Origin of the sequence: Weeksella virosa DSM 16922 (assembly GCF_000189415.1) — a bacterium.
GTDB classification, from domain to species: domain Bacteria; phylum Bacteroidota; class Bacteroidia; order Flavobacteriales; family Weeksellaceae; genus Weeksella; species Weeksella virosa.
The window spans coordinates 771,060-784,105 of the sequence record NC_015144.1 but is presented as its reverse complement, the minus strand read 5'-3'; the positions used below and the strand labels follow the sequence as shown (position 1 = coordinate 784,105).

The 13,046-nt window shown below is 36.9% G+C and carries 13 protein-coding genes; 11 read left to right on the top strand and 2 right to left on the bottom strand.

The genetic code is table 11. The features are described 5' to 3' along the window. Window positions 1–16 precede the first annotated feature (16 nt). The 3 genes from dnaX to WEEVI_RS03870 all read left to right on the top strand — a co-directional run bounded on the left by dnaX (window position 17) and on the right by WEEVI_RS03870 (window position 2,775). Window positions 17–1,108 (top strand): DNA polymerase III subunit gamma/tau, encoded by a 1,092-nt coding sequence (gene dnaX, locus WEEVI_RS03880; protein ID WP_013597862.1) that lies wholly within the window; start codon window positions 17–19, stop codon window positions 1,106–1,108. 152 nt (window positions 1,109–1,260) lie between these two features. After that, window positions 1,261–1,761: a DUF8439 domain-containing protein gene (locus tag WEEVI_RS03875; RefSeq protein ID WP_041942065.1), complete on the top strand. Its 501-nt coding sequence runs from the start codon at window positions 1,261–1,263 to the stop codon at window positions 1,759–1,761. Window positions 1,762–1,842: 81 nt separating this feature from the next. Next, on the top strand, window positions 1,843–2,775 hold the full coding sequence (locus WEEVI_RS03870) for an FKBP-type peptidyl-prolyl cis-trans isomerase (RefSeq protein ID WP_013597860.1): 933 nt from the start codon (window positions 1,843–1,845) through the stop codon (window positions 2,773–2,775). Between the two features lie 69 nt (window positions 2,776–2,844). Here WEEVI_RS03870 and ahcY read toward each other — a convergent pair whose 3' ends face one another. Beyond that, the gene (gene ahcY, locus WEEVI_RS03865; RefSeq protein WP_041942262.1) at window positions 2,845–4,158 is read right to left on the bottom strand and encodes an adenosylhomocysteinase; all 1,314 of its coding nucleotides are present in this window, start codon (window positions 4,156–4,158) and stop codon (window positions 2,845–2,847) included. Between the two features lie 163 nt (window positions 4,159–4,321). On the opposite strand from ahcY, the gene WEEVI_RS03860 reads away from it, so the two are divergent. The 8 genes from WEEVI_RS03860 to WEEVI_RS03825 all read left to right on the top strand — a co-directional run bounded on the left by WEEVI_RS03860 (window position 4,322) and on the right by WEEVI_RS03825 (window position 12,317). Beyond that, on the top strand, window positions 4,322–4,957 hold the full coding sequence (locus WEEVI_RS03860; RefSeq protein ID WP_013597858.1) for a 4'-phosphopantetheinyl transferase family protein: 636 nt from the start codon (window positions 4,322–4,324) through the stop codon (window positions 4,955–4,957). Between the two features lie 22 nt (window positions 4,958–4,979). After that, complete coding sequence (gene pnuC / locus WEEVI_RS03855) at window positions 4,980–5,660, top strand: nicotinamide riboside transporter PnuC (protein WP_013597857.1); 681 nt, start codon at window positions 4,980–4,982, stop codon at window positions 5,658–5,660. Window positions 5,661–5,728: 68 nt separating this feature from the next. Further along, window positions 5,729–6,430, top strand: a complete 702-nt coding sequence (locus tag WEEVI_RS03850; RefSeq protein ID WP_013597856.1) for a Bax inhibitor-1/YccA family protein — start codon at window positions 5,729–5,731, stop codon at window positions 6,428–6,430. 93 nt (window positions 6,431–6,523) lie between these two features. Further along, window positions 6,524–7,240 carry an LOG family protein gene (locus WEEVI_RS03845; protein ID WP_013597855.1) on the top strand — a complete coding sequence of 239 codons (717 nt, stop codon included), beginning with the start codon at window positions 6,524–6,526 and terminating at the stop codon, window positions 7,238–7,240. Between the two features lie 58 nt (window positions 7,241–7,298). Beyond that, a complete protein-coding gene (locus WEEVI_RS03840; protein WP_013597854.1) occupies window positions 7,299–7,817 on the top strand; it encodes a PepSY-like domain-containing protein in 519 nt (172 codons plus the stop codon). Window positions 7,818–7,845: 28 nt separating this feature from the next. Beyond that, complete coding sequence (locus tag WEEVI_RS03835) at window positions 7,846–8,280, top strand: PepSY-like domain-containing protein (protein ID WP_013597853.1); 435 nt, start codon at window positions 7,846–7,848, stop codon at window positions 8,278–8,280. 79 nt (window positions 8,281–8,359) lie between these two features. After that, the gene (locus WEEVI_RS03830; protein ID WP_013597852.1) at window positions 8,360–9,982 is read left to right on the top strand and encodes a class I SAM-dependent methyltransferase; all 1,623 of its coding nucleotides are present in this window, start codon (window positions 8,360–8,362) and stop codon (window positions 9,980–9,982) included. Between the two features lie 187 nt (window positions 9,983–10,169). Then, the gene (locus WEEVI_RS03825; RefSeq protein ID WP_041942063.1) at window positions 10,170–12,317 is read left to right on the top strand and encodes a TonB-dependent receptor; all 2,148 of its coding nucleotides are present in this window, start codon (window positions 10,170–10,172) and stop codon (window positions 12,315–12,317) included. Window positions 12,318–12,410: 93 nt separating this feature from the next. On the opposite strand, the gene WEEVI_RS03820 is transcribed toward WEEVI_RS03825, so the two are convergent. Further along, entirely contained in the window at window positions 12,411–13,043 is a 633-nt protein-coding gene (locus WEEVI_RS03820) for a C40 family peptidase (protein ID WP_013597850.1), read from the bottom strand. Between the last annotated feature and the right edge of the window lie 3 nt (window positions 13,044–13,046).

Below are 13,046 nucleotides of genomic sequence, written 5' to 3'. Positions count from 1 at the left end.
ATATTTGTCAATAGTTATGGAGCAGTTTATCGTATCGGCAAGAAAATATCGTCCGTTAGAGTTTGAAGATGTAGTAGGGCAAGAAGCGATTACCTCTACTTTGCAACATGCAATTGAAAGTCATCAGTTGCCACAGGCATTGCTTTTTTGTGGTCCGCGTGGGGTAGGTAAAACAACATGTGCACGTATATTAGCAAGAAAAATTAATGAAGAAAATGGTGGCGGTGATGGGCAGGATTTTGCATTCAATATTTTCGAGCTAGATGCAGCTTCTAATAATTCTGTAGACGATATTCGGTCGTTGATCGAACAAGTACGGATTATTCCTCAGGTTGGTAAATATCGTGTCTATATTATAGATGAGGTGCATATGCTTTCTACAGCTGCCTTCAATGCTTTTCTTAAAACATTAGAAGAGCCGCCCGCTCATGCTATTTTTATATTAGCCACGACTGAAAAACATAAAATTATCCCGACGATTTTGTCTCGTTGTCAGATTTATGATTTTAAAAGAATTAGTGTAGAGGATATCAAAAATCACTTGAAAGTTGTTGCCGAAAAAGAAAAAGTACAATACGAAGATGATGCTCTGCACCTGATTGCGCAAAAAGCAGACGGAGCATTGCGTGACTCTTTGTCGATTTTTGATCGGATGGTAACCTTTACCAATAGAAATTTAACATTCGAGAAAGTAGCAGAAAACCTAAATGTTTTAGATTACGATTATTACTTCAAGATGACGGATGCTCTCTTGGCCAATCAGATACCAGACGCTTTATTATTATTGGATGAAATTCTCAAAAAAGGATTCGATGCTCATCTTTTCATTAATGGATTAGGCGCTCATTTCCGTGATGTTTTAATTTCAAAAACACCTTCAACCGTAGGATTATTAGAAGTTGGAGAAGCTACAAAAGCAAAATATTTAGAGCACGCGGCCAAGTGCCCGACCGCTTTTTTGTTTGGAGCAATTGACATTGCAAATCAGACCGATATACAATATAAATCTTCTAAAAATCCACGTCTTTCCGTAGAAATTGCCTTGATGCAAATGGCTTCTTTGTTGGATCCACAAGGAGATTTAGCAAAAAAAAAAAGTATAGAATAATCCCTGCATATTTATTTTGGGGTAAAACGTCACCTTCTATACCCATCCAAACCAAAGAGTCGCAAGTTGTATCTTCATCACAATCAGCACCTTCGGATAATGCTAATTCTGTAGAACAGCCTGCCAAAAAAGTAGTAGAGACTGCAGAAGAAATGCAAGATATTCGTGCTACAAAACCACTAAAAAAGAAGCGAAAATCGGCTTTTAGTTTGTCGATTGAGTTGGATGAAAAAAAAGAGGAGGAAGAAGTTGCTGCAATCGCGGATGAACGTTTGCCTGAAAAACCGTTTACGCAAGAGCAAGTCGATCAGTTTTGGTTTTCATTTTTAGAAGAGATCAAAGCAGAAAACTTGATTCCGACCTACAGTATTTTGTCTACGGCAAAACTTAAGAAAATCAATGAAAGTCTGATCGAAGTTGAGTTGGGTTCCATTTCTTCTGAAACCGAGTTCGAAGGACTTCGCAGTCGAATTGTGAATGCTTGCAAAAGCTATTTGAATAATTACTCTATCAAAATAGAAACGAGAATCACAGAAGCCATTGCTACGGTAAATCATATAAAAACCAATAAAGTCATCGCAAAAGAAATGGCTGAAAAAAACGCAACTCTTCTCAAATTAATGAAAGATTTTGGGTTGAATATTTACGACTAAATCTTAGAAGAGAATTTGTTTAGAAGAAAATCTGTATATTTTATTTATTATTTGTAAAATTGCATAAATTTATGAATCGTTATGAAAAAAATATTTTTAAGTCTTGTGGTTATAGCTTCTTTTGTGGCATGTAACAAGTCTGGAAAAACAATCGATAAGTTAGAGAACGATGACCAAAAAGCTTCGTATGCATTTGGTACGTCTTTGGGTGATCAAGCTCAGATGCTGAATAGTCGTTTGGTAGAGTCGGATTCTGTGAACTATGCAGAGGTAGAAAAAGGAATTCGTGAGTATCTAAACGGAGGGAAAGAGCGTGAATCATTTGCTATTGGGCAACAAATAGGTCAAACTATAGAGTCGGTAATTTCTGCACAAGGTTTAGAAGGGAAGTTCGATCGTGATATAGTTATCCAAGGTTTTATGGATGTTGTGAGAAAGCGCAAATTACTTTTAACGCAAGAATCAGGAAACCAATTTTTGATGACGTATGCCGAGAAGCATGTAAAAGATTTACAAAAAGAAAATAACGAGAAATCGAATAAACTAATCGAAGAAAAGAAAAAATCTTCAGGAGCAAAAACGACCGCTAGCGGATTGGTTTATGTTGTGCAGAAAGAAGGTTCTGGAGCAAAACCAACAGCAAATTCAGTGGTGAAAGTAAAGTATACCGGCAAGATTTTAGAAACAGGAAAAGTTTTTGATTCGACCGACAAGAATGGAGGAGAGCCTGTAGAATTCCCACTAGATGCGGTTATCCCAGGGTGGAAAGAAGGATTGCAATTGATGTCGCCAGGAGCAAAATATACTTTCTATATACCGGCCGCTTTGGCTTATGGTGAGAACGGTGCACCACAAGGAGGAATCGGACCCAACCAAGCATTGGAGTTTGAGGTAGAATTGTTGAGTACGAAAGATGCATCAGAAGAATCGAAAGAACCGGCAGGAGGCACACATCAATTAACGCCAGAACAAGAGGCAGAATTGAAAAAAATGATCGAACAGCAAGGTAAGTAATGTTTACTTGGAATCATAAAAAAAGAAGGACGCAATTTTGCGTCCTTCTTTTTTATGATTATATCGTTGTTAATATCGATAATATTCTGGTTTGAAAGGTCCTTCAACCTCAACCCCGATATATTTTGCTTGCTCTTCTGATAAAATCTCTAGTTCTACACCGATTTTTGCCAAGTGTAAAGCAGCTACTTTTTCGTCTAATTTTTTTGGTAACATATAAACTTTGTTTTCGTAAGCATCAGAATTGGTCCAAAGTTCTATTTGTGCCAAAGTTTGATTAGAGAAAGAATTCGACATTACAAATGATGGGTGACCCGTAGCACATCCTAAATTAACCAAACGACCTTCGGCTAAAATAATAATTTCTTTTCCATCTACATTGTAAATGTCTACCTGCGGTTTCACTTCATATTTTGTATCACCATAGTTTTCGTTCAACCATGCCATGTCAATCTCATTATCGAAGTGTCCAATGTTACATACAATGGTTTTGTCCTTCATTTTCTTAAAATGCTCTGCGCGTACAATATTGAAGTTGCCTGTTGTGGTAATTACAACATCTGCATTGTGAACAACGTTTTCTAACTTCTTAACTTCGAAACCTTCCATGGCAGCTTGCAAAGCACAAATCGGGTCGATTTCGGTTACCGTTACAATAGATCCTGCCCCGCGGAAAGATGCTGCAGTTCCTTTACCTACATCTCCATATCCACAAACTACCACACGCTTGCCTGCTAACATTACATCTGTTGCTCTACGGATTGCGTCAACTGCAGATTCGCGACAACCGTATTTATTGTCGAACTTAGATTTTGTAACAGAGTCATTTACATTGATTGCCGGAACAAGCAATGTTCCATTTTTCATTCTCTCGTATAAACGATGAACACCAGTTGTGGTTTCTTCAGAAAGTCCTTTTATGTCTTTTGCCAATTCAGGATATTGATCAAAAACCATATTGGTTAAATCTCCTCCATCATCCAAAATCATATTCAAAGGTTTTCTATCTTCGCCAAAGAAAAGGGTCTGTTCGATGCACCAATCAAATTCTTCTTCACTCATCCCTTTCCAGGCATAGACTGGGATTCCTGCTGCCGCAATTGCTGCTGCTGCATGGTCTTGTGTAGAAAAAATATTACAAGATGACCAAGTAACTTCTGCCCCCAAAGCAACAAGAGTTTCGATAAGCACTGCTGTCTGTATCGTCATGTGTAAGCAGCCCGCAATGCGTGCACCTTTCAATGGTTGCGATGGTCCGTACTCTTCTCTAATGGCCATTAATCCTGGCATTTCTGCTTCGGCTAATTTGATTTCTTTTCTTCCCCAATCTGCTAAGGAAATATCCTTTACCTTGTAAGGAATATAGTGTGTTTCTGTTGCCATAATGGTAATAAAATTTTTGCTACAAATATACTTATTTTTCTTGTGATTGTCTTTAATCATTTTCGATGTTAAAAATCAAAATTATTCAGAATTCCAACTTTATTGCTGCTTTTTGTTTGTAAATTTGCTTACTAAGCTGAATTTTGGCTTCGAAAAAACAATTATGGGCATCACGCATGATTTACAATTCAAAGAACAAACCCGAATCGTTTGTTGGAAATTGACCGAAAGCACCGAAGAGTTGTTAGCATTTTTATCTTTATCAGAAAAAAGGCTAGAAAAATTTCAAGGTCTTAGGCCAAAACAAGCAAGAGAATATTTAGGTTTGCGGGCTTGCCTCAAAGCCTTGGATCTCGATTATGATGTGCTGTATGATGAAAAAGGAAAGCCATATCTGCCTACAAGCAACGAATTGTCGATTACTCATTCTTACGAATATGTGGCTGTAGGGATAAGTGATTTGCCTTTAGGTATCGATATAGAAAAATCTCGTCCGAAGAAGATTCTCAATATCAAAGAAAAATATGTAAGAGATGACGAGTTTTATTGGCTGAAAAAGTATCCTGATCAACTTGTCGATTATTTGCATATTCTGTGGGGGCTGAAAGAGGGATTATACAAACTCAATGGTGGCAATCTCTGGAATTTTCTACATCATTATCGTATAGAAGAATTTAGTCTGAAAGAAAAACAGGCTATTTCTTGTTGGATTTCGGATCAAAAATCTAGTAGAATCTATTACGGGCATTATAAGAAATTTGATGATTTTTATCTAACCTGGGTTTTGGATTATACCTAAACTATTAACTAATAACCTGATTATGATAGATTTCTTAGAGTTTCTTATAGAACCTTATCGCACGCATGCAACTTGGCAGATTGTCCTCGAAATAGTAGCCACTCTATTCGGTATTATTTCTGTTTATTATACCTACAAAAGAGACATCAAACTATATCCTACCACGATAATCTCTACAGGGATTTTTATGTTTTTGTTCTTTCGATGGGGATTATATGGCGAAACCATTATACAGATTTATTACGTTTCTATGGCCATTTATGGTTGGTTACTATGGAAAAATGAACTCGAGTTGCATCAGCAAGAATTGCAAGTTAGTTGGGCAACAACCAAAGAATATAGAAAAGCGTTGTTGTTTTTTGTGGCAAGTTTTCTTTTCATTCTCATGGTTTATTATTTCCGACCATTGATTGAAAATAACTTCAATGGTAATTATCTTGCTCAACTAAAAATTCATTACACCAAAATAGATCTTATTGATGCCACTACGACGGCCGTATTTTTGGTAGGAATGTGGATGATGGCAAAACGAAAAATCGACAACTGGATTTTTTGGATTATAGGAGACCTAATCATGATACCTTTGATGATTTATAAAGGAGCTGTAATTACATCTTTACAATACATCGTATTACTCGTATTATCGATTATTGGCTTAGTAGATTGGATAGATACCCAGAAAACACAAAAAAATAAATTATAACGAATTCTATTGATAATTTTCTAAATTTACGAGTAATAATAGTAATTATAACCATCGCAAGAAAAAATATGGAAAATCAAAATCAAGTACAAAACCTATTGGTAGCTCAGGCAAATCAGGCCGATCGATCAACCTTCTATAAAAATACATACGGCCATGTTGCCGGTGGTGTGTTGGTCTTTGTTATTATAGAATCGCTCATGCTACGCTCAGAAACTTTAGTAAATTTTATGTTGAGTCTTACTCAAGGCTACCTTTGGTTGGCTTTGTTGGCAGGTTTTATGGGTGTTACATGGGTTGCACAAAAAATGGCTTACGGTTCGGCTTCGAAATCTCAACAATATGTAGGATATCTTATATACATCATTGCAGAGGCACTCCTATTCGTTCCTTTACTCTATATTGCATTGGCGTACGGCGGTCAATACGTAATAAAACAAGCAGCTGTAGTAACCGGAGGTTTGTTTGTCGGACTCTCGGTAATAGTATTTCTAACCAAAACAGACTTCTCGGTCTTGAAAGGTGCACTAACAATTGGCTTCTTTCTCGCCATTGGATTGATTATTGCAGGTATGCTGTTCGGATTCGATTTAGGATTATGGTTCTCCGTCGGGATGTGTGCTTTGGCAGGTGGAGCAATTTTGTACAATACTCATCAACTAAAGCATGAATTCGGGACGCAACAATATGTTGCAGCAGCCTTATCGCTCTTTGCTTCATTAATGCTTTTGTTCTGGTATATCCTGAGAGTTTTTATGAGTAGAGATTGACCATAACAAAAAATAATTAATAAAGATCCGTAACAAATCTGTTACGGTTTTTTTATAATAGTAAATCTTATTAAAAAAAAAAAACGACATCAAATGACAAATGAAGAAAAAGAAAACGATAGAATACAATCGCCTTTCCGACCAAAAAATTGGAATGAAATAAGAATTAACGACTCTTGGGCACTCTTCAAAATAATGAGTGAATTTGTAGACGGTTACGAAACCATGTCAAAAATTGGACCGTGTGTATCTATTTTTGGCTCTGCACGCACCAAGCCCGATCATCTATATTACAACATGGCAGAGGAAATTGCTTACCGATTAACGCAAATTGGTTTCGGGGTAATTACCGGTGGTGGCCCTGCTATAATGGAAGCTGCAAACAAAGGAGCACAAAGAGGAGGAGGAGCTTCTGTAGGATTGGGGATTAGTTTGCCATTCGAGGCAAAACTCAACGATTATATTGATAATCAGTACATGGTAAACTTCAATTACTTTTTTGTGAGAAAAGTAATGTTCGTGAAATATTCTCAAGGGTTTATTGTGATGCCAGGCGGTTTCGGTACTCTGGATGAATTATTTGAAGCACTTACGTTAGTCCAAACTAAAAAATCAGGGCGATTCCCAATCGTTTTGGTAGGAAAAAAGTTTTGGAGTGGTCTCTTCGATTGGCTCAAAAATACCATGCTCGAAGAAGGGTATATTGCAGAAAAAGACTTAGAATTGTACCGCTTGGTAGATACTGCAGAAGAAGCCGTGGCACATATCAAAGCGTTTTATGAGAAATATAATATCAAAATCAATCTTTAGGTTTTGGTACGATGATTGTAATTTCATAAGACAATACAACAATAATAAAATATAGAAAATGAAAAAAATTGCCTTTAGTCTTGCTATAATATCTTTGATCGGTTTACAATCATGTAATAATATAGATAACAAGAAAGAAACCTACCAAGAGATAGAAGAAAACGGAACCGTGAAAACCGAAACGGTCGATCGTAACGAGCAATTATTGAAAGAAGATGAATTGCCCGAAAGTGTTAGAAATTTTATAACTCAAAATTTTGCAAATGCACAAATACAGAATGCACTTCATGAGAAAAATAACCTAGAAGACGATGAGTATAAAGTACAACTGACCGACGGAACAAAGATAGAATTCGATCAAGGAGGGAATTGGGAAGAAGTGAAAAAAGAAAAAGAAACTATCGGGAAACTAACTTTTTTGCCTACTCCTCTGACCGATTATATCAAAAATAATTATCCTGCAGATGGTGTAGAGAAAGTAGAAAAAAAGGCACAAGGTTACGAAGTGGATTTATATCCGAGTGATGTAGAGCTAAAATTCGATCAAAACGGAAATTTCGTAAGTAAATCAAAATAAGTACGCAACCAAACTATAAATAGATAAAATGAAAATAAAAACACTTTTAATAGGAGGTTTTATAGCAATCGGGAGCTTTACATTCGCACAAACAAATGTGCAAAATGCTCGATTACCACAACCATCACAAGGCTTCTTGAAAGCTAATTTCACCAATAATACTATTGCAAAAACCAAAGTAGATGCCAAAGGAAACCTAGTCGATGAGTACGAAGTCTATTTGGATAACGGGATAAAAGTAGAGTTTGATAGAAAAGGAAACTGGAAAGAAGTCGACGGGAAAGGCAAGGCAATCCCAACACAATTTATCAACCAAAATATCGTGTCGTATATAAAAAAACACTACCCAAATGCACAGGTCTATAAAGTAGAGAAAGAAAAAAGAGGATACGAGGTGAAATTATCAGACGGATTAGAGTTGAAATTTAATCATAAAGGAGCTTTTTTGCGTATCGATCAATAAACTTTCTTCAAACTTAAGGAAGAAAAAATAGTTTACAAGAAAACCGATATTTGTATCGGTTTTTTTGTATTTTTAATTTATGGATAAAAGAGAATTACGCGAAACCATTTTTCGTCATCTAGACGGAATTGTTGTGGCACCAATCATATCTGCCTTGGCAAAAAGAGGAGTATTACACTTTTTATTAACACGCAAAAAAGTATCCCTAAAGCAAGTAGCAGAAGAATTTCAGGCGAACGAAGGCTATCTAAATGTAGCATTTCATGTTTTAGCTTCGCAGAATTATTTGCTACACGAAGTAGATAACTCTACCGATGAGGTTACGATTTCATTGTCAAAATATAGTGAACGCGCTTTCCGTAATTATGAGATTTATCAAGACCTAGCAGCTTACTTGTCAAACGAAGTGGTGTACAATAGTATAGAAACCAACCAAGAATTTTGCACACTATGGATGCAACTATATACCAAATATCAGAAATATATAGTCCCGACCCATCAAGATACATTAGAAAATAAAAAACTTCATCATCAAATCTGCAAACACATAGAAGGGGCTCTGATTGCACCATTGGCCGTACGGTTAGGGATGAGTGGAATGTTTCATAAGTATTTTATGGAAGCATCATTTAGTGCAGACGAATACCACAAAAATCCCCAACATTTCGAGAAAATACTCTCTGCATTGGCCCAATTAGGATGGTTCGATAAAAAAGGTAAAAATTTCCAGTTTACCCCAGTTGGCTTATTCTTTGCGCGTCGCGCAACAGCATACGGAGTAACAGTTTCTTATTTACCTCTTTTCGCACAGCTAAATGAGCTGCTTTTTGGGGTTGCAAAAAAAATAAGAGAAATAGAAGAGGGTCAAGATGAAAAGCATGTTCATAGAGAGATGAATGTGTGGGGAAGTGGAGGAGCACATGCCACGTATTTCAAAATTATAGATGAATTTATTATCGATATCTTCAACCGTCCACTGAATCTTCAACCCAAAGGAATTCTCGATATGGGAAGTGGAAACGGAGCTTTGCTACAACATTTATACGAAGTAATCGAACGAAAAACTTTGCGAGGAAAATATCTCGATGAGTATCCGCTTTTTTTGGTCGGAGCAGACTATAACGAAGCCGCCCTGCGAGTAACGCGAGCAAATCTCATCCAAAACGATATTTGGGCAAAAGTTATATGGGGCGATATATCCGATCCTAAAACCTTAGCGCACGACTTGCAACACGATTACGGCATACATTTGTCTGATTTGTTAAATATGAGAAGCTTTCTCGACCATAACAGAATTTGGACTGATGTAGACAAACCAAGCAACCGGATCAGTACATCTACAGGAGCTTTTGCGTATAGAGGTAAAAGAATATCCAACAATGCCATTGAAGATAACCTACAAGAACACCTTGAGAACTGGAAACCTTTTCTACAAAAATATGGATTATTAATAATAGAGTTGCACGGTCTTTCACCAAAAATAGCAGCTGAAAATTTAGGCAAGACACCCGCCACTGCTTACGATGCAACGCATGGATTTTCTGATCAATATATTGTAGAATATGATATCTTTAAGAAAATTTGCGATCAAGTAGGATTAGAATCGGACCCTAAACTGATGAAGCTATTCCCGACAAAAGAGTTGGTAACCGTTAGTATACAGCATCTTACAGTTAAAGAAACAGAAGTTAGCCAAAGCTAGAAGAACTTTTGAGTTTCTTATAGAAAAAATGTTATCTTTGCCGCTCATAGAAAGGGGTGCTTGCAAAGGCTGAGATTATACCCATAGAACCTGAGCAGATAATGCTGCTAAGGGAAACGGTTTTCTTCACCTAGAACCAAAAATTCTCATGGTTCTTTGTGTCCCTTTCATAAATTATTATTTTTTTATGAAAAGGTCAATTTTTCTTTTATCAATGATTAGTGCTCAGTGGCTTATGGCGCAAGAGCAAGACAGTATTCGAGCAGAGAACATCGAATTAGAAGGTTTAACGATTCTAGAACAACTACCAATTTCGGTAGAAAAGTACAACAAAAAAACACTGAACGAACGCAACTTAGGGCAAGATATTCCTACTTTGCTCAATCGTGGAACATCTATTCTCACCTCTTCTGATACTGGAAACGGAATGGGCTATTCTACCATTCGGATTCGTGGTCTAGGGGAGAGCTCAGTAAATGTTACTCTAAACGGCGTTCCGTTGAACAATGCAGAATCACAAGGTGTTTTCTGGGTAAACATGCCCGATTTAGCTTCCTCTACCAATGCAATTTATATCCAGCGCGGCGTGGGGTCTTCTACGAATGGGATGGCCGCTTTTGGAGCAAGCGTTAACATAGAAACGCAAGCACCATCACGAGATCCATTTCTAGAGTTAGCAGGCTCTTATGGTAGCTTCAATTCGCAAAAATATACCGTACAAGGTGGAACAGGAAAAATCCTCAATGATAAATTTTCTGTCGATGTACGTGCTTCCCATCTCCGCTCTGACGGTTATATAGAACGGGCATCAAGTAAACTTTGGTCGTATGATTTTACCGCTGTATACGAGCTGAACAACCGCACCTCTTTCCGTTTCCAAAATATGTACGGTAACGAAAAAACATACCAAGCTTGGGGAGGAGTAACCCGTGAAATGATGAACGAAAATAGAAGATTCAACCCATCGGGGGCAATCTATAATGAAGATTGGTCTAAAGTTATTGGGTATTATGACAATCAAACCGATAACTACCAACAAAATCATTACTTCTTTACGTGGAATCAAAAAATGGGGGATGACTGGAAGTCGAAACTTACCCTACACTATACCAAAGGAAAAGGGTATTATGAAGATTATAAGCAAAACGAAAGATTGAGTAAGTACAAATTAGAAGAATTTACACAACTGAAAAGAACAGATCTTATTCGTCAGAAATGGTTAAACAACGATTTTTATGGTTTCAACTGGGAAATGGAAAATCAACGCTTAGGCGACTTCAAGTTTTTCTGGGGACTTTCTGCAAACCAATACAAAGGAGATCACTACGGATTTGTAAAATGGATGAAAGACTTCGATTGGCAATTACCAGATTATAAATTTTACAATAATTATGCAACCAAATCTCAACTTGCAGCCTATGCAAAAGTTTTATATGGGTTAGATAATTGGGAGTTTTATGGTGATTTGCAATATCGTTTTATCGATTATGTTGGGAAATATCACGAAGGAGGAGAGAATGACAGTGATGATTTCCGACCGTTCGACGATCAATTTAATTTTATCAATCCAAAAGTTGGTATAAACTATAAGGTAAATAATCAACACAGTTTTTATACCTATTACGGAATATCAAACCGAGAGCCACTTCGTAACGATTACAAATATAATCAAGCCGAAAAACCAAAGTCAGAACATCTACAAGATTTCGAGTTAGGTTATAAGAAAGCAGGACGATTCTCGGTTAACCTCAACGGATATTATATGCTCTACAAAAATCAGTTGGTCTATACCGGAGCGGTGAATGATGTCGGATCACCTTTGAGAAAAAATATCGGAAAGAGTTATCGAGCAGGAGTCGAGTTAGACGCACAATACGCAATTGTTCCCCAAAGAGTTTCTGTATTCGGGAATGCAACTTGGAGTAAAAACATCAACAAAGACTACAAAACAACCGAATATGATGCACAAGGAAATGAGTTTGTAGTTGCTTACGGTGATACCCAAACCATTCTTTCGCCAAGTTGGGTTGCTGGAGCAGGTTTTGATGTAATGCCAATCAAGAATTTCAGAATCAACTGGTATACGAAATATGTAGGAGAACAATATTTATCGAATACAGAGCCAGTAGATGGACAATTAGCAAGCTATCTATTAACAGATCTTACGTTGAGCTATGGCCTGAAAATGAAAGGAAAACAAGCAGTAGATTTTACATTTTTGATTAACAACTTATTCGATAAAGAATACGAATCGTATGGGTTTTATTACGGGGAAGCTTATTACTTTCCTCAAGCCGGAATCAATGTGATGGGTGGGATGAAAGTCCGATTCTAGTACTAAGTTTTTATAAAAAATTCTCCTCATATAAAAAAGCTGCTTCGTTTCTGAAGCAGCTTTTTTTATGTTGTTTGTTTTTCGTTTTAAGTATTAAAGAACTCGTTTGCCGTATAGATATCTTTTGCCCCAATAACTATCTGTAATTGGCGTGATGATAACTCCTTTAGAGGTTGAAGAATGGATAAATTGTAGAACGCCATTTTCATCTCTTCCGTGAACAATTCCTACATGGGTTACACGACCTCTCCCTTTCGTTGCAAAGAATACCAAATCGCCTTCTTTTAAGTTTTCTGTAGCGATACGTTCTCCTTGTTTGGCTTGGTCAGCCGATACGCGTGGTAAGTCTTTGTTTAAGATAGAGAAAACATTACGTACAAAAGCCGAACAGTCGATTCCACGACGAGTGGTCCCGCCATAACGGTAAGGGGTACCTAAGTAAGTTTCTGCTTCTTGCAAAAGTAAGTCAGAAAAAACATGGTTTGTCTCTTCTATAACGGTATTGAGAATAGCCAAACTCTGCAATTCTGGTTTAATTTCGATTGGAGAGACGTTTATGGCACGTTTATTGATTAGTTTGTTGTGAGGAGTAAAGAATTTCGCTTCTGGAGCAAAACTTCTGTTTGCTAACAATGGATTATTATTGGTAGCAACCGAAGATGTTGTACATGAGGTAAACAATAGCGTTGCAAGTATACTAAAAACTCCAAATACTTTAAAATTCATATC

Coding starts and splice junctions, on each gene's coding strand:
- dnaX (WP_013597862.1), top strand. CDS start 17: ATGGAGCAGTTTATCGTATCGGCAAGAAAATATCGTCCGTTAGAGTTT.
- WEEVI_RS03875 (WP_041942065.1), top strand. CDS start 1,261: ATGCAAGATATTCGTGCTACAAAACCACTAAAAAAGAAGCGAAAATCG.
- WEEVI_RS03870 (WP_013597860.1), top strand. CDS start 1,843: ATGAAAAAAATATTTTTAAGTCTTGTGGTTATAGCTTCTTTTGTGGCA.
- ahcY (WP_041942262.1), bottom strand. CDS start 4,158: ATGGCAACAGAAACACACTATATTCCTTACAAGGTAAAGGATATTTCC.
- WEEVI_RS03860 (WP_013597858.1), top strand. CDS start 4,322: ATGGGCATCACGCATGATTTACAATTCAAAGAACAAACCCGAATCGTT.
- pnuC (WP_013597857.1), top strand. CDS start 4,980: ATGATAGATTTCTTAGAGTTTCTTATAGAACCTTATCGCACGCATGCA.
- WEEVI_RS03850 (WP_013597856.1), top strand. CDS start 5,729: ATGGAAAATCAAAATCAAGTACAAAACCTATTGGTAGCTCAGGCAAAT.
- WEEVI_RS03845 (WP_013597855.1), top strand. CDS start 6,524: ATGACAAATGAAGAAAAAGAAAACGATAGAATACAATCGCCTTTCCGA.
- WEEVI_RS03840 (WP_013597854.1), top strand. CDS start 7,299: ATGAAAAAAATTGCCTTTAGTCTTGCTATAATATCTTTGATCGGTTTA.
- WEEVI_RS03835 (WP_013597853.1), top strand. CDS start 7,846: ATGAAAATAAAAACACTTTTAATAGGAGGTTTTATAGCAATCGGGAGC.
- WEEVI_RS03830 (WP_013597852.1), top strand. CDS start 8,360: ATGGATAAAAGAGAATTACGCGAAACCATTTTTCGTCATCTAGACGGA.
- WEEVI_RS03825 (WP_041942063.1), top strand. CDS start 10,170: ATGAAAAGGTCAATTTTTCTTTTATCAATGATTAGTGCTCAGTGGCTT.
- WEEVI_RS03820 (WP_013597850.1), bottom strand. CDS start 13,043: ATGAATTTTAAAGTATTTGGAGTTTTTAGTATACTTGCAACGCTATTG.